This window comes from Lichenibacterium minor, from assembly GCF_004137685.1.
Taxonomy (GTDB): domain Bacteria; phylum Pseudomonadota; class Alphaproteobacteria; order Rhizobiales; family Beijerinckiaceae; genus Lichenihabitans; species Lichenihabitans minor.
Genome location: NZ_QYBB01000011.1, coordinates 25,542 through 41,693, shown reverse-complemented (window position 1 = coordinate 41,693; position 16,152 = coordinate 25,542). Strand labels below are relative to the sequence as shown.

14 protein-coding genes are annotated in these 16,152 nt (G+C 71.2%); 8 read left to right on the top strand and 6 right to left on the bottom strand.

Annotation, left to right across the window (positions count from 1 at the left end; translation table 11 throughout):
* Positions 1–176 precede the first annotated feature (176 nt).
* A complete protein-coding gene (locus D3273_RS11590; RefSeq protein ID WP_129226665.1) occupies positions 177–638 on the top strand; it encodes a type II toxin-antitoxin system RatA family toxin in 462 nt (153 codons plus the stop codon).
* Between the two features lie 18 nt (positions 639–656).
* Here D3273_RS11590 and D3273_RS11585 read toward each other — a convergent pair whose 3' ends face one another.
* Positions 657–1,145, bottom strand: a complete 489-nt coding sequence (locus tag D3273_RS11585; protein ID WP_129226663.1) for a CinA family protein — start codon at positions 1,143–1,145, stop codon at positions 657–659.
* Positions 1,146–1,149: 4 nt separating this feature from the next.
* On the bottom strand, positions 1,150–2,346 hold the full coding sequence (locus D3273_RS11580) for a bifunctional 2-C-methyl-D-erythritol 4-phosphate cytidylyltransferase/2-C-methyl-D-erythritol 2,4-cyclodiphosphate synthase (protein ID WP_428977770.1): 1,197 nt from the start codon (positions 2,344–2,346) through the stop codon (positions 1,150–1,152).
* Between the two features lie 314 nt (positions 2,347–2,660).
* Between D3273_RS11580 and dusB the strand changes: the two genes are divergently transcribed.
* From dusB to hflX, 7 genes are all read left to right on the top strand, one after another.
* A complete protein-coding gene (dusB, locus tag D3273_RS11575) occupies positions 2,661–3,623 on the top strand; it encodes a tRNA dihydrouridine synthase DusB (protein WP_245501131.1) in 963 nt (320 codons plus the stop codon).
* Positions 3,620–4,795, top strand: a complete 1,176-nt coding sequence (locus tag D3273_RS11570) for a two-component system sensor histidine kinase NtrB (RefSeq protein WP_129226657.1) — start codon at positions 3,620–3,622, stop codon at positions 4,793–4,795. The genes dusB and D3273_RS11570 overlap by 4 nt, the downstream gene beginning before the upstream one ends.
* A 34-nt stretch (positions 4,796–4,829) precedes the next feature.
* Entirely contained in the window at positions 4,830–6,317 is a 1,488-nt protein-coding gene (gene ntrC / locus D3273_RS11565; RefSeq protein WP_129226655.1) for a nitrogen regulation protein NR(I), read from the top strand.
* 161 nt (positions 6,318–6,478) lie between these two features.
* Positions 6,479–8,743, top strand: a complete 2,265-nt coding sequence (locus D3273_RS11560) for a sensor histidine kinase NtrY-like (RefSeq protein WP_245501120.1) — start codon at positions 6,479–6,481, stop codon at positions 8,741–8,743.
* 5 nt (positions 8,744–8,748) lie between these two features.
* Entirely contained in the window at positions 8,749–10,116 is a 1,368-nt protein-coding gene (gene ntrX, locus D3273_RS11555) for a nitrogen assimilation response regulator NtrX (RefSeq protein ID WP_129226653.1), read from the top strand.
* A gap of 261 nt (positions 10,117–10,377) precedes the next feature.
* Positions 10,378–10,665 carry an RNA chaperone Hfq gene (gene hfq, locus D3273_RS11550; protein ID WP_129226651.1) on the top strand — a complete coding sequence of 96 codons (288 nt, stop codon included), beginning with the start codon at positions 10,378–10,380 and terminating at the stop codon, positions 10,663–10,665.
* A gap of 43 nt (positions 10,666–10,708) precedes the next feature.
* Positions 10,709–12,082 carry a GTPase HflX gene (gene hflX / locus D3273_RS11545; RefSeq protein ID WP_129226649.1) on the top strand — a complete coding sequence of 458 codons (1,374 nt, stop codon included), beginning with the start codon at positions 10,709–10,711 and terminating at the stop codon, positions 12,080–12,082.
* A 54-nt stretch (positions 12,083–12,136) separates the two neighbouring features.
* Here the strand turns inward: hflX and mazG are convergent, their stop codons facing one another.
* The 4 genes from mazG to D3273_RS11525 form a co-directional block, all read right to left on the bottom strand.
* Positions 12,137–12,958 (bottom strand): nucleoside triphosphate pyrophosphohydrolase, encoded by an 822-nt coding sequence (mazG, locus tag D3273_RS11540; RefSeq protein WP_129226647.1) that lies wholly within the window; start codon positions 12,956–12,958, stop codon positions 12,137–12,139.
* 104 nt (positions 12,959–13,062) lie between these two features.
* A complete protein-coding gene (locus tag D3273_RS11535) occupies positions 13,063–13,734 on the bottom strand; it encodes a cold-shock protein (protein WP_129226645.1) in 672 nt (223 codons plus the stop codon).
* Positions 13,735–14,754: 1,020 nt separating this feature from the next.
* The gene (locus tag D3273_RS11530) at positions 14,755–15,345 is read right to left on the bottom strand and encodes a GNAT family N-acetyltransferase (protein WP_129226643.1); all 591 of its coding nucleotides are present in this window, start codon (positions 15,343–15,345) and stop codon (positions 14,755–14,757) included.
* Positions 15,342–16,142, bottom strand: a complete 801-nt coding sequence (locus D3273_RS11525; RefSeq protein WP_129226641.1) for an MBL fold metallo-hydrolase — start codon at positions 16,140–16,142, stop codon at positions 15,342–15,344. The genes D3273_RS11530 and D3273_RS11525 overlap by 4 nt, the downstream gene beginning before the upstream one ends.
* Positions 16,143–16,152: the final 10 nt, after the last annotated feature.

The window sequence follows — 16,152 nt, the reverse complement described above, 5'->3', positions numbered from 1 at the left end:
GTTAACGAAAACCGAAAGCGCGGGGCACGGGGCGCATCGGAGGTCCGCGCCGCCGCGGCTTGCGGCAGGGGGGCGCGGGGCGCTACTCCAGGCGCGGCGCGTCGCCATATCGGCGTGACCCGATCCGGGGCGGGGCGACCCGCCCGCATCCCAAGCTGAAGCCGCGTGTTCCCGCCATGCCCTCGTTCCGCACGACCCGCAACGTCGCCCACCCGGCCGCCAGGATGTTCGACCTCGTGGCGGACGTGGAGAAGTATCCGGGTTTCCTGCCGCTGTGCCAGGGCCTGACGGTGCGGCGCCGGTCGACGCTGCCGGACGGGCGCGAGGTGCTGGTGGCCGACATGCGGGTGGGCTTCAAGGCCATCCGGGAAAGCTTCACCAGCCGGGTGACGCTGGACCGCGCCACGAACGTCATCGTGGCCGAATATATCGACGGGCCGTTCCGCAGCCTTGAAAACCGCTGGACCTTTCGCGACCGGCCGCCCGGCGACGGTTCCGCCGGGTGCACGGTGGAGTTCTTCATCACCTACGAGTTCAAGAGCCGAATGCTGGGGCTCCTGATGGGCTCGATGTTCGAAGGTGCCTTCAGCCGCTTCGCGGAAGCCTTCGAGGAGCGCGCCGACAAGGTTTACGGCTGAAGCGCGCCGGCGCGGTCCTCACAGCGCGCCTTCGAAGAGCTCCAAGGCCTGCGCCACCGAGGCCAGCCGCACGGCGTTGCGGCCGATGTCGCCGAACCGGCGCTCCACCGCCGTGACGGCGCCGTCGCGGCGCGCGCGGGCGAAATGCACCAGCCCCACGGGCTTCGCCGCCGTCCCGCCGCCCGGGCCGGCCACGCCGGTGATCGACACGGCGATGTCGGCGCCCGACCGGGCGAGCGCGCCCGCCGCCATGGCGCGCGCCACGGCTTCGGACACGGCGCCCTCCGCGGCGATCAGCGCCGGCGACACGCCGAGCATCTCGGCCTTCGCGGCGTTGGAATAGGTCGCGAACCCGCGGTCGAAGGCCGCCGACGACCCCGGCACCTCCGTGATGAGCGCGGACACCAGCCCGCCCGTGCAGGATTCCGCCGTGGCGAGGACGAGGCCGCGGTCGCGGCAGGCGGCGACGAGCGCCGTCGCGCGGTCGAGGAAGGGAGCGGGCAGCACCCGTTCAGTCCGCCGTGACGGGCAGGCGCACGGTGGCGAGGCCCCAGGCGACGATGCCCTCCTCGCGCCCCGTGAAGCCCATCCGCTCCGACGTGCCGGCCGTGATGCCGACCCGGTCGGGACCGATGCCGGCGATCTCGGCGATGCGCTTCTGCATCGCTTCGCGGTGCGGGCCGATGCGCGGCGCTTCGCACACGATCGTGGCGTTGATGTTGGCGATGACGCCGCCGCGGGCCCGCACGCGCTCCACCGCGTGGCGCAGGAACCGGTCGGAGGAAGCGCCCTTCCACTGCATGTCGGAGGGGGGGAAATGCGAGCCGATGTCGCCGTCGCCGATGGTGGCGAGCAGCGCGTCGGTGAGGGCGTGGAGCACGACATCGGCGTCGGAATGTCCGCTGAGCTTGCGCGTATGCGGGATCTTCACGCCGCCGAGCCAGACGTGGTCGCCTTCGACGAAGGAATGGACGTCGAAGCCCTGGCCGGTGCGGACGTCGAGGAGGGCGGTCTGCAAGCGGAGCTCCGCGGCTTGGAGGTCGGACGACGTGGTGATCTTGGTGTTGGCCGGGTCGCCCTCGAAGACCGTCACGGCATGGCCGGCGAACTCCGCCACGGCGGCGTCGTCGGTGAGGTCGTGCCGCCCTTCGGCCACCGCGCGGCCGTGGGCCTCGCGGATCAGGCCGAACCGGAACGACTGCGGCGTCTGCACGGCGCGCAGGCCGGAGCGGTCCGGCGTGCCCGTGATCCGTCCCGATGCGTCGACGGCCTTGACGGTGTCGAACACCGCGCAGCCCGGCACGGCCGCGCCGAAGCGGGCCGCCGCCGCGATGGCGCGCGCGACGAGCTCCGCCATCGCGAAGGGTCGGGCGCCGTCGTGGATGAGCACGATGTCGTCGGGCTCGGCCCCCCGCGCCGCGAGCGCGTCGAGCCCGGCGCGGACGCTGTCCTGCCGGGTGGCGCCGCCCGTGACGGGGGCCGCCAGGCGATCGCGTCCCGCGAGGCCCGCCGCGGCGCCGTCGTAGAGGGCGCGGTCGTCGGCGTGGATGACGGTCGCCACGCCAGCGACGTCGTCCCGGTCGACGAAGGCTTCGAGCGTGCGGGCGAGCACCGGCCGGCCCGCGAGGACGCGGTACTGCTTGGGCAGCCCTTCCCCGGCGCGGGACCCGCGCCCCGCCGCCACGACCAGCACGTGAACTCGTTCCATCATCGACCCGTCGCGGCTTCCCTTGAGAGCGGCCCTATCTCCAGCCTTTCGCTCCCTGCGTCAAACCGGAGAGGAGGGTCCGGGCCGCACCGCCCCGCCGACCTTGCCGCTCCGCGGCGATTGGCTATGCTGTGGGCAGATTTCCGATTGGCGCGCAAAGCGGCAGCGACCCCCGCGGTCGTCGGGCTGCTGGGCCCTGGACCGCGACGATGGCACACTCCCGAACTTCCGAGCTGCGCCCCCCGGCGGGGCAGGGCGCCGCGGCGCTCCGCCTCGGCGCCCTGTCGCTCGGGGGGCGGGCCCTGCTGGCGCCGATGGCGGGGGTGACCGACCTCGGCATGCGCCGCGCCGCGCAGCGTTTCGGCGCCTCGCTGACCGTGTCCGAGATGGTGGTGGGCGACCACCTCGCCCGGGGCGAGGCGGCGAGCCTCGCGCGGGCCGCCGGCGCCGGGCTCGACCCGCACGTCGTGCAGATCGCGGGGTGCCGGGCCGAAGCGCTGGCCGATGGGGCCCGCGCGGCGGCGGACGGCGGCGCGGTCGCGATCGACATCAACATGGGCTGCCCCGCCAAGAAGGTGACGGGCGGCCTCGCCGGTTCGGCGCTGATGCGCGACCTCGACGCCGCGGTCCGGCTCGTCCGGGCGGTTGTGGCCGCCGTCTCGGTGCCCGTCACCGTCAAGATGCGGCTCGGCTGGGACGACGCCTGCCTCAACGCCCCCGAGCTCGCGCGCCGCGCCGAAGCCGAGGGCGCGGCGCTGGTGACCGTGCACGGCCGCACGCGCCAGCAGTTCTACAAGGGCCGCGCCGACTGGGGCGCGGTCGCGGCGGTGAAGCGGGCCGTGTCGATCCCCGTGGTCGTCAACGGCGATTGCGCGTCCGTGGCCGACGCCCGCGCCATGCTGGCCGCGTCGGGCGCCGACGCCGTGATGGTCGGGCGCGCGGCGGTGGGGCGCCCCTGGCTCGTCGGCGAGATCGCCGCCGACCTGCGCGGCGAAGCCTGGGCGCCCCCGCCGCTCGCCGCGCGCCGGGACGCCGCGCTCGCGCATTTCGACGCCCTGCTCGACGGCTTCGGCCCCGAAGGCGGCAACCGCCATGCCCGCAAGCACCTCGTCGCCTATGCGGAGCACCGCGCGGCGGAGCTCGCCGGCGACGCCGCGGCGCTCGGCGCCTGCGCGGCCCTGCGCGCCGCCATGGCGACCAGCGACGACCACCGGGCGACCCGCCGCATGCTGGGCCGCGTCTTCGACATTCCCGCCGACCTGGACCTCGCGGCATGACCGATCCCGAGCCCCGCCCGGCTGGCAACCGCGCCGGGAGCGCCCGTGCCGGCGGACCCCGCGCCGACGGCGGCTTCGCCCAGGCGGGCGACGTCATGAACCTGCTGCCCCATGCGGTGCTGACCGTGGAAGCGGACGGCACCGTGGTGGAAGCCAACGCCGCCGCCGAAACCTTCTTCGATATGAGCCGCGCCGTGCTCAGGCGCCACCGCCTCAGCGACATCGTCCCCTTCGCGTCGCCGCTGCTGTCCCTGCTCGAGCAGGCCAGACGGCGCGACGCGGCCCTCAACGAATACCAGGTCGACCTCGGCAACCCGAAGCTCGGGCCGGACCGCGTCGTCGACATCCACGTCAGCCCCATGCAGGAGCCGCGCGGCCGGGTGATGATCCTGCTTCAGGAACGATCGATTGCCGCGAAGTTCGACAGGCAACTGACCCATCGGGGTGCAGCGCGCTCAGTTTCTGCGCTGGCCGCCATGCTGGCGCACGAGATCAAGAACCCGCTGTCGGGCATCCGCGGCGCGGCGCAGCTCCTCGAAACGGCGGTGGGCGACGAGGACAGGGCCCTGACCAGCCTGATCTGCGAGGAAACCGACCGGATCGTGAAGCTGGTCGACCGCATGGAGGCCTTCTCCGACCTCAGGCCGATCGAGCGGGACAGCGTCAACATCCACGCCGTGCTGGACCACGTGAAGCGCGTCGCCTTGGCGGGCTTCGCCCGCCACATCCGCTTCGCCGAAACCTACGACCCGTCGCTGCCGCCGGTGTTCGGCAACCGCGACCAGCTGATCCAGGTGTTCCTGAACCTCGTCAAGAACGCCGCCGAAGCCCTCGGGCCCGACACGATCGACGGGACCATCGAGCTGACGACGGCCTTCCGGCCCGGCGTCCGGCTGCGCACGCCGGGCTCGCCGACGCCCGTCAGCCTGCCGCTCGAGTTCTGCGTGCGGGACAACGGTCCCGGCGTGCCGTCCGACATCGCCGCCCACCTGTTCGATCCCTTCGTGACCACCAAATCCTCGGGAACTGGCCTTGGACTTGCACTGGTGGCGAAGGTGATCGGCGACCACGGGGGAACCGTGGAATGCGAGTCCTATCCGCGCCGGACGACCTTTCGCGTCCTCCTGCCCATGTTCGCCGCGCGCGACGGGCGGGGCGGAAGCGAGGCGTGACGGTCCGGCGCACAGCGTAAGGGAAGTATCGGCGATGAACGGCCACATCCTCGTTGCCGACGACGACACCGCCATCCGCACCGTGGTGAGCCAGGCGCTGTCGCGCGCCGGCTACGACGTCCGGACGACCGGCACGGCGGCCTCGCTGTGGCGCTGGGTCCAGGCGGGCGACGGCGACCTCGTCATCACGGACGTCGTCATGCCGGACGAGAACGCCTTCGAGCTGCTGCCCCGCATCAAGAAGCTGCGCCCCGACCTGCCCATCATCGTGATGAGCGCGCAGAACACCTTCATGACGGCCATCAAGGCGTCCGAGCGCGGCGCCTACGACTACCTGCCGAAGCCCTTCGACCTGAAGGAGCTCGTGGCCATCGTGGGCCGCGCCATGGCGGAGCCGCGCCAGAAGGAGACGCCCCAGGGCGAGGAACTCGACGCGATGCCGCTGATCGGCCGCTCGCCCGCCATGCAGGAAATCTACCGCACGCTGGCGCGGCTGATGCAGACCGACCTCACCGTGATGATCTCGGGGGAGTCGGGCACCGGCAAGGAGCTGGTGGCCCGCGCGCTGCACGATTACGGCAAGCGCAAGTCCGGGCCGTTCGTCGCCATCAACATGGCGGCGATCCCGCGCGACCTCATCGAATCCGAGCTGTTCGGCCACGAGAAGGGCGCCTTCACGGGCGCCAACACCCGGTCGGCCGGCCGCTTCGAGCAGGCGGAAGGGGGCACGCTGTTCCTCGACGAGATCGGCGACATGCCGATGGAAGCGCAGACGCGGCTGCTGCGCGTGCTCCAGCAGGCCGAATACACAACGGTGGGCGGCCGCACGCCGATCAAGACCAACGTCCGCATCGTCGCCGCCACCAACAAGGACCTGCGCGTCACGATCGGGCAGGGCCTGTTCCGCGAGGACCTGTTCTTCCGTCTCAACGTCGTGCCGATCCGCCTGCCGCCGCTGCGCGAGCGCGCCGAGGACATCCCCCACCTCGCCCGCCACTTCTTCACCGCCGCCGCCGCCGAAGGCCTGCCGCTGAAGCACATGGACACCGGCGCCCACGACCGGCTCAAGCGCTACCGCTGGCCCGGAAACGTGCGCGAGCTCGAGAACCTGGTCCGCCGCCTCGCGGCCCTCTACCCGCAGGAGGTCATCACGGCGCCGCTGGTGGAAGCGGAGCTCGGGTTGAACAGGCCGAACCAGACCCTGGCGCCGACGTCCGAGATCGCCGCGGGTCTGCTCGGCGGGGGCTTCGACGCTCCCGCGGCCGGCGCGGAGGAGGGCGGGCTGACGGGCGCCGTCGAGCGACACCTCGCCGACCTGTTCGCCAAGCACGGCGAGGACCTGCCGCCGCCGGGCCTCTACCATCGCGTGCTGCGCGAGCTCGAAGTTCCGCTCGTGTCGGCCGCCCTGGCGGCGACGCGGGGCAACCAGATCAAGGCGGCCGAGATGCTCGGGCTGAACCGCAACACGCTGCGCAAGAAGGTCCGGGAGCTCGACATCAAGCTGATGCGCCTGCCGCGCTGACCCGGAGGGGAGCCCTCCCCTCCGGGGCGCCCTGAATTTGCTGCAATCCGGCAACAGTGCTGTATAAATGCAACGGCCGGCGACCCCGGCCGGCACGGCAGCACCGCGACGGCCCCGGGCGCAGACGCCAGCCCGGGTCCCCGCTCCACGGATCGACGCGCTTGACGGATCAGACAGGCAGGGACGGCCCCGACACCGCCACGGTGAAGCGCGACGACCGGCGGTTCAACCTGCGGATCGCGCCCGTCGTCGTCGCGCTGGCGCTGGCGTCGGCCCTGGCGAGCTTCGCGGTGTTCACCGGCTTCACCCCCATCGTCCCCACCGACGCCGTGGTGGTGGACGTGTTCCTCGCCGACGGCATCATCGCGCTGGTGCTGTTCGGCCTCGTGGCGGCGGAAGCCTGGAAGCTGCTCGCGGCCTGGCGCACCAAGCAGGCCGGCGCCCGGCTGCACGCCTACATCGTGGGGCTGTTCAGCATCACGGCGGCGGTGCCGGCGGTGATCATGGCGGTGGTGGGGGCCGTCGCCCTGGAACGGGGCCTGTACCCCGGTTTCGTCGACGACGTCGGCAGCTTCATCGGCGAGACCACCGCGGCCGGCAAGCTGATCCGCTCCAAGCAGTGCGATTCGCTTCAGCGCGACGCCGACCTCACGGCGCTCGACCTGTCGCGGGCGCGGATCGGCTACGGCGACCGCAAGTTCTTCCAGAACTTCTTCGATTCGCGCGTGCAGTCGCTCGGGTTCACCACGGCCGTGATCATGAACGCGAACGGGGCCGTGACCGAGAAGGTCGACACCGGCCAGCCCCTCCAGGTCGTGACGCCGAACGCCGCGGTGCTCGACGAGGTGCGCCGCGGCGAACAGGTCTGCTACCGCCCGGACAACGGCCGCACCTTCGTGGCCATGCGCTCCATGCCGACCTTCGACAACAGCTTCCTTTACGTGGCGCGCCCGCTCGACCCCTTCACCATCGGCTTCCAGCAGCACGCCGAGGAGATCACCCGGGCGTTCCTCAACTTCGACCTCCACCGCAAGTCCATCCAGGTGGCCTTCATCGTCATGTACGGCCTGCTGGCGGCCATCATGCTGCTGTCGGCGATCTGGCTCGGCCTGTCCTTCGCCAACCTCCTGGTGGCCCCGATCCGCCGGCTGATCGACGCCACCGACCAGGTGTCCTCCGGGAACCTCTACGTGCAGGTGCCGATCCGGCGGTCCGAGGGCGACCTGGCCCGCCTGGGCGAAACCTTCAACAAGATGATCTCCGAGCTGCGGTTGCAGCAGAACCGCCTGATCGCGGCCCGCGAAACGATCGACGCGCGCCGGCTGTTCACCGAAGCGGTGCTGTCGGGCGTGCCGGCGGCGGTGATCGGCGTGGACGCCAAGGGCGACGTGACGGTGGTGAACGCGTCGGCGCAGAAACTGCTCGACCTCGCCGACCCGGCCGGAACGCCGGCCGTCGGGCGTTCGCTGGGGACGGCCGTCCCCGAGCTGTCCGGCCTGCTGTCCGAAACCCGGGGCGGCCGCCAGCGGCTGCAGCAGGGCCAGGTGACGCTGTCCCGGGCGGGCCGGGAAAGGACCTTCAACGTCCGCGTGGCGAGCGAGCTCAGCGGCAAGGCCGAGCGCAACTCCGTGGTGACGCTGGACGACATCACCGACCTCGTGTCGGCCCAGCGCACCTCCGCCTGGGCCGACGTGGCGCGCCGCATCGCCCACGAGATCAAGAACCCGCTGACGCCCATCCAGCTGTCGGCCGAACGGCTGAAGCGCCGCTACAGCAAGGTGATCACGGAAGGGCGCGACGTGTTCGACCAGTGCACCGACACGATCATCCGCCAGGTCGAGGACATGAAGCGGATGGTGGACGAGTTCTCCTCCTTCGCCCGCATGCCGAAGGCCCTGCTGGCCGAGGACGACCTCGCCAAATGCGTGGCCCAGGTCGCCTTCCTGATGCGGGTCGGCAACCCGGAGATCGTCCTCGACGAGGAGCTGCCGGCGGAGCCGCTGGTGGCGCGATTCGACCGGCGGCTCCTGTCCCAGGCCCTGACCAACATCGTCAAGAACGCCACCGAGGGCGTCGCCGCCCACATGGCGTCGCTGCCGCCCGACGAGCGCGAGCCGGGGCGGGTGGCCGTGTCGCTGCACCGCGCCGCCGACGGCCAGGCCGTGATCGACGTGGTCGACAACGGCAAGGGTTTCCCGACCGAGAACCGCCAGCGGCTGCTGGAGCCCTACATGACGACCCGGGCCGAGGGCACGGGCCTGGGGCTCGCGATCGTCGCCAAGATCCTGGAGGATCACGGCGGCGGGATCGAACTCCTCGACGCGCCCGGCCACCGCGGCGCCCGTGTGCGCCTGCACTTCCCCATCGACCCGCCGGCCCGAGCCGACGCCGCCCCGGCGTCGGGCTCCCTCGCCGAGAAAGCCTGAGAGCCATGGCCACGGACATCCTCATCGTCGACGACGAAGCCGACATCCGCGAACTCGTGTCGGGCATCCTGTCGGACGAGGGCCACGGCACGCGCGTCGCCAAGGACGCCGACGACGCGCTGGCCCTGCTGGCGGCGCGACGGCCCCACCTGATGTTCCTCGACATCTGGCTCCAGGGCTCGCGGCTCGACGGCCTGCAGCTGCTGGAGATCATCAAGGAGCAGCACCCGACGCTGCCGGTGGTGATGATCTCGGGTCACGGCAACATCGAGACGGCGGTGTCGGCCATCCGGCTCGGCGCCTACGACTTCATCGAGAAGCCCTTCAAGGCCGACCGGCTGGTGCTGGTCGCCGAGCGGGCGCTGGAAACCTCGCGGCTGAAGCGCGAGAACGTCGAGCTGAAGACGCGCTCGCTCACCACGGACCGCGTCGTCGGCCGCTCGACCAGCTCGAATCAGCTCCGCCAGGTGATCGACAAGGTGGGCCCCGCCAACTCCCGCGTGCTGATCGCCGGCGCTCCCGGCACCGGCAAGGAGCTGGCGGCGCGCATGATCCACGCGGGGTCGGGCCGCGCCGCCTCGCCCTTCGTGGTGATCAACGCCGCCACCATGCTGCCCGAAGCGATGGAAACGGAGCTGTTCGGCGTGGAAGGGGCGGACGGGCGCGGGCGGAAGGTCGGCGCGCTCGAAGAAGCGCACGGGGGCACGCTCTTCATCGACGAAGTGGCCGACATGCCCCGGGAAACCCAGAGCCGCATCCTGCGCGTGCTGGTGGACCAGAACTTCCAACGGGTCGGCGGCACGGCGCGCGTCCACGTCGACGTCCGCATCATCTCGTCGACGGCGCGCGACCTCCCGGCGCTGATCGCGGAAGGGGGCTTCCGCGAGGACCTGTTCCACCGGCTGGCCGTCGTGCCCGTGCGGGTGCCGGCCCTGTCGGAGCGGCGCGACGACATCCCCGAACTCGTGTCCTTCTTCATGGACCAGGTGTCGGCCAACACCGGCCTGCCCCGGCGGCGGATCGGCGCCGACGCCATGGCGGTGCTGCAGTCGCACGACTGGCCGGGCAACATCCGCCAGCTGCGCAACAACGTCGAACGGCTGATGATCCTCGCCGCCGGCGATCCCGAGGCCGAGATCACCGCCGACATGCTGCCCTCCGAGATCGGTGCGCTGGTGCCGGCCACGCCCAACGGGGCAGGGGGCGAGAAGCTGATGAGCCTGCCGCTGCGCGAAGCCCGAGAAGTGTTCGAGCGCGAATACCTGGTGGCCCAGATCAGCCGATTCGGCGGAAACATCTCCCGCACGGCCGAGTTCATCGGCATGGAACGTTCGGCGCTCCATCGGAAGCTGAAGTCTCTCGCCATCGACTGACCCGGCCCAGGCCGACGGGGACGCGCGGGAAGTTCCGCTTGCGACTTCTGCTTGATCCTGCCTCTAATACGGCGGGATGCAGGCGGCCCGGCGGCGAGCCGGGCCGCCCGCGCGCCGCCCGTTCGGGCAGGCTCGCGGGCGAAGTCCGCCCCGTGGGAACGCCCGGACGACGCCTTTCGGAGGTGTCGGCGGGGCCGACGCGCGAGGCCGGGCTGCGGCATCGAGACCGCGAGCAAGCGGCGACGAGCAGTGGACAGGACCATGGCGGCTGAACGAACACAGAACCTGCAGGACACGTTCCTCAACTACGTGCGCAAGAACAAGGTCCCCCTCACCATCTTCCTGGTCAACGGGGTCAAGCTGCAGGGCGTGGTGACGTGGTTCGACAATTTCTGCGTCCTGCTGCGCCGGGATGGCCACTCGCAACTGGTCTACAAGCACGCCATATCCACGGTGATGCCGGGACAGCCCATCCAGATGTTCGAAGCGCCCGAGGACGTGCCCGCCGCCGCGGCGGCGGCCGCCCCGGTCGGCGAGCGCCCGCGGTGAGGCCCGCCGCCGGCTGACGCCCACGAGCCATCGGGACACGCGATTGAAGTCGAAACACGGGGATGACGGCACGGACGCCGTCGAGCAGACCGCCGCCGAAGCCACGCGCACGTTGGTGGTCGGGCCCTACCCGAGCGGCCGGGGCGCAGCGGCGCGCGAGGCCCGCTCTCCCGAAGCCCGCATCGGCGAGGCGGTGGCGCTCGGCGACGCCATCGACCTCGACGTCCGCCGCGATGTCGTGGTCAACCTCGGCACGGTGCGGCCCTCGACCTATCTCGGCAAGGGAAAGGTCGAGGAGCTGGCGGAAGCCTGCGAGGAGCTGGACATCGGCCTCGTCGTGATGGATTGCGCGCTGTCGCCGGTGCAGCAGCGCAACCTCGAGAAGGCTTTCGGCACCAAGGTCATCGACCGGACCGGCCTGATCCTGGAGATCTTCGGGCGCCGCGCCCGCACCAAGGAGGGCACCCTCCAGGTGGAGCTGGCCCATCTCGCGTACCAGAAGTCCCGGCTCGTGCGGTCCTGGACCCATCTCGAACGGCAGCGCGGCGGCTTCGGCTTCCTCGGCGGCCCCGGCGAAACCCAGATCGAGACCGACCGGCGCCTCATCGAGGAGCGCATGGCGCGGATCGAGCGCGACCTCGAACACGTCAAGCAGACGCGCGCCACCAACCGCAAGACCCGCGTGGACGTGCCGTTCCCCACGGTGGCTCTCGTCGGCTACACGAATGCCGGCAAGTCGACGCTGTTCAACCGGCTGACCAAGGCGGCCGTGCTGGCCGACGACATGGTCTTCGCCACGCTCGACCCCACCTTGCGCGTGTTGAAGCTGCCGCATCGGGGCAAGGTGATCCTGTCCGACACGGTGGGGTTCATCTCGGACCTGCCGACCATGCTGGTGTCGGCCTTCCGGGCGACGCTGGAGGAGGTGGTCTCGGCCGACGTCATCCTGCACGTCCGCGACGTGGCCCACGAGGACACCCAGGCGCAGAGCGCGGACGTCCTGGCGATCCTGCGCGAACTCGGCGTCGACGCCGACGATCGCGAGCGCGTCATCGAGGTGTGGAACAAGGCGGACCTGCTCGACGAGGACCGTCTCGCCGCGACGCTGGACGCCGCCGCCCACAAGCGGGCCGACGAGCGGCCCGCGGTAGTGTCGGCCTTGACGGGGCAGGGGGTGGACGACCTCCTCGCCACCATCGAGCGGCGCCTCGCCACCCATGCCACCTCGCTCAACGTCGACCTCGACCCGAGCGACGGGCGCGGGCTGAACTGGCTCTACGAGACGACGGAGATCCTGGCGCGCCAGGACGGCGAGGACGGCACCATCCACCTCACCGTGCGGGTGGCGCCGGAGCGCATGGAGCGGGTGCAGAACCGGTTCCCGCAGGCCGAGCGCGTGCTCGTCGAGCCGGACTAGGGCCGCCCGGTCGCTCAGGCCCGGGGCAGGGCGCGGCCTGCCCCTGCCCTCGGTTCAGTTCGACGCTTCCAGGCCCTTGGCCTCGTTCCACAGGGCTTCCATGGCGTCGAGGCCGGCCTCCTGGAGGCTGGAGCCGCGCGACGCCAGCGTCCGCTCGATATGTCCGAAGCGCCGCTCGAACTTGCGGTTGGCGCCGTGCAACGCGGCCTCCGGGTCGACGCCGGCGTGCCGCGCCAGGTTGGCGACGGCGAAGAGGAGATCGCCGATCTCGCCCGCCACGGCGTCGCGGTCGCCCAGCGCCGCCTCGACCTCGTCGGCCTCCTCGCGGATCTTGTCGAGCACCGCCCGCGGATCGTTCCAATCGAACCCGACCGTGCCGGCGCGCTGCTGCAGCTTCACGGCGCGGGGCAGGGGGGCGAGCCCGCTGCCCACGGCGCTCAGCAGCCCCTGGGTGCCCTGCCCCGCGCCGGCCCGACGCTCCCGTTCGGCGCGCTCCGCCTTCTCTTCCGCCTTGATCCGGCCCCAGGCCGCCTTGACCTCCTCGGGCGTCAGGTCACGGCGGTCGCCGAAGATGTGCGGGTGGCGGCGCACGAGCTTCGCCGTGATGGCCTGGACCACGCCGCCGAAATCGAAGCTGCCTTCCTCCTCGGCGATCCGGGCCTGGAAGACCACCTGCAGCAGCAGGTCGCCGAGTTCCTCGCGAAGGTCCTCGCGGTCGCCGCGCTCGACCGCGTCGGCAACCTCGTAAGCCTCTTCGATCGCGAAGGGCGCCACGCTGGCGAAGCTCTGTGCCAGATCCCAGGAGCAGCCGGTGTCCGGGTGGCGCAGCGCCGCCATGATCTCGATGAGGCGGGCGATGTCGCGGGACGGCGTCATGGTGGCTCTCGTTGAAACGCGAAAATGCCCGCGGACGGGATCCACGGGCATCGATAGGGCGGGATTGAGCGCCGGCGGGACGACCCGCCCGGCGCAGGCTCAGCTCAGTCGGCCGAGATCGACAGCGCTTCGCGACCCTTCGGGGTGTCGACGACGCGCATGGACACGGGCTGGCCCTCCGCGAGATGCGACAGACCGGCCGGGCCGAGGATGGAGATGTGGACGAAGATGTCCTTGCCGCCATCGTTGCTCGACACGAAGCCGAAGCCCTTGGTGTCGTCGAACCACTTGACCTTGCCGGACACCTCGATGGCGGTCGACGGATCGGGCGCGCGACGGGCAGGGCGCGGCGTGTCGAAGGACCGCTGAGGGGCGCGCTCCTGGGCACCGGCCGTGTCGACCTCAACCACGCGGGTCACCTGGGCGCCCTTGGCGCCGTTGCCGACCATCACCTTAAGCTTGGCGCCGGGCGGCACGGTCTCATAGCCGGCGGACTGGATGGCGCCGATGTGAAGGAAAGCGTCGCCCTGGCCGTTCTGCAGCTCGACGAAGCCGAAGCCCTTGTCGGCCTTGAACCACTTCACGACGGCATCGACCGTGGGGCCGGCCGGAGGGGGGGCCATCATGTCGCCACCGCCGCCGCCGAAGCCGCTCGGGGCGCCGCTGCCGAACGGGCGCGAAGCCGGCCGGGACGGGCGGGACTCGTAGGGGGATGACGGCATGTCGTCGTCGAATCCCCGCTTCCTCGGTCCCCGGAAATCTCTACCTTTGCTCATGTCGCCAGCTCGTCTTTGCCTTCAACCCAACCGCCCACACCGTGACCGGAACGACGACCCGATGTCGCGCCCATGGTGGCCACGTCTCACAATCCCGCGACGATCGCTCTCGCGGGCCCTCAGCGTACAACCGTGGCTGGGCATTGTCTTCACCAAACCCGGCCAAAGCGACCCCGCCTTGGCATGCGCCTGTCTGTCCAACAACGACGGCGGCGCAATCGACCGTCGATGCTCCGTTCCCCTTCGGGAGCCGATGACGACGCGGGTGGGGGATCTGCGGAGCCCACGTCTTGAAGGAACGCTAAACCATTTCCGTTCCCTTCGCCACCGCTATTCCGGCGCGATACAGGGGGTTTTCGGGCTTTGCGGCGGGTGACGGTGCCGCCGCGGTCTCGGGTCGGCATCAAGGGAAACGTCGCCGGGAGCGCGTCCGGACCGCGTCGGGAACCGAGCTAGGTCAGGAGCGCCGCGCGTCCCGGGACGGCATGCATCACGATCGGCTCGACACGACGGCGCGCGGCGCGGCTGCCCAGGGCCGCCTAGGGCTGCGGACAGGTGGGCCCGACCGGCCCGTCACGTCAGGTTAGCTACGGCCTTATCGCTCAATCGATCCAATTCGCATAATCTATATTATGGAACTAAACCTGGGTACGCGGGCAGCGAAAAGTCCGGATCGGCAAGGGCCTGTTAAGCTTAACGATTCGTAACCCGTCATGCCCGACGGGCGGACGTCGACCAAGTCTTAGCCCGGCATTCCTTCCCGCTGCGTTAACCATCCCCGTCACGGCGCGACAGGCCACGAGCCTGTCCAGAGCGCCACCTCCGAGGATCGCATCCCTGCGAAGTCTGCGCGTGCGCCTCATTCAGACGGCCCTGTCCGAAGCCGGCGACCCTCGGCATCGTCGCCTCGGTCGGAGCCGTGGCGGCCGATCGCTGCGGACCGCGGCGCAGTCCGGCGCCACCGGATGCGGGCAGGGCGGCCCGGCTTGGAGCCCCCGAGCTCCCCTGCCCCGTCCCCGATCAGGTCAGGATCGGGCGATGGGGCTGCACATGCGGCGGAATGTGGCCGGTCGCCCGCGGGTCCGGCACGATCTCGACATGGGTGCGGAACGGCACGAAGCCCTCGCGCCGATAAAGGCCCAGGGCGGCGGGATGGTCGAGGTCGCAGGTGTGGACCCAGAAACGTCGCGGCAGGCCGGCCCAGGCCCGGTGCACGGCGGTGCGGAGCAGGAGCGGACCCAGGCGCCGCCCGACAAAGTCGGGCAGGAGGCCGAAGTAGCTCAGCTCCACGTCGTCGTCGGCACGGCGGTCGAGTTCCGCGAAGCCGCCCGGCTGGCCGTCGACGCCGAGCAGCCAGATCTCGGTTCGGTCGTCCTGGATCCATTCGGCCAGCGCGGCATCGGTCCAGCGCCGGCGCCCGCCCCACATCCACGGCTCGCCCACAGTGTCGTAGAGGAAGCGATAGAACGCCACCGTGGGCCGGACCACCCGCTCGATCCGGCAGCCCGGGGGCAGCGTGGGCGCGTGCCGCGCCGGCTCCGGGCAGGCGAACATCTCGAGGGACGTCACGGTCTCGGCGATGTGGCCGGGCGGGATGGCGTCGTCCGTCATGGCGCGAAGGGCAGGGCCATGCCGTCGTAGGCCGGCACGATGCCGTCGGGCAGCGCCGCGCGCAGCGTCGCGTAGTCGAGGTCGTTGTGAAGGTTGGTCAGCACGGCGCGCTTCGGCCTGAACCGGGCGATGGCGGCCAGCGCCTCGTCGAGCGAGAAGTGGCTGGGATGCGGCTTGTAGCGCAGCGCATCCACGATCCACAGGTCGAGGCCCTCGAGGAAGGGCTCGCTGTCGGGCGGGATGCGGTTGAGGTCCGGCGTGTAGGCGACGTCGCCGATGCGCAGCCCCAGCGCGTCGATCTCGCCATGCTCGAGCCTGAAGGGCGTGATGGGGATCGTCCCCCCTGCCCCCGCGAAGCTTTGCGCTTCTCCGGCGACGATCCGGTGCTCGTCGAGCAGCGGCGGATAGGAGCTGCCCGGGGGCGTACGGAACACGTAGCCGAACTTCTGCGTCACGTCGCTCGAGGTCGCGTCGTCCATGTAGACGGCGATGCGCTTCTTGGCGCCCAGGACCAGCGGCCGCACGTCGTCGATGCCGTGGACATGGTCGGCATGGGGATGGGTCAGCACGATGGCGTCGAGGGAGCGGATCCCGCTCGCCAGGAGCTGGCGCCGCAGGTCCGGCGACATGTCGACGAGCACGCGCGTGGTTCCGGCTTCGCTCATGCGCTCCACCAGGATCGAGCAGCGCTGGCGCTCGTTCCTGGGCTCGGCCGGGTCGCAGGCGCCCCACCCCTGCCCCACGCGCGGCACGCCGCCGGAGGAGCCGCAACCGAGGATCGTGATGGTTCCGGTCATGGGCGCGACA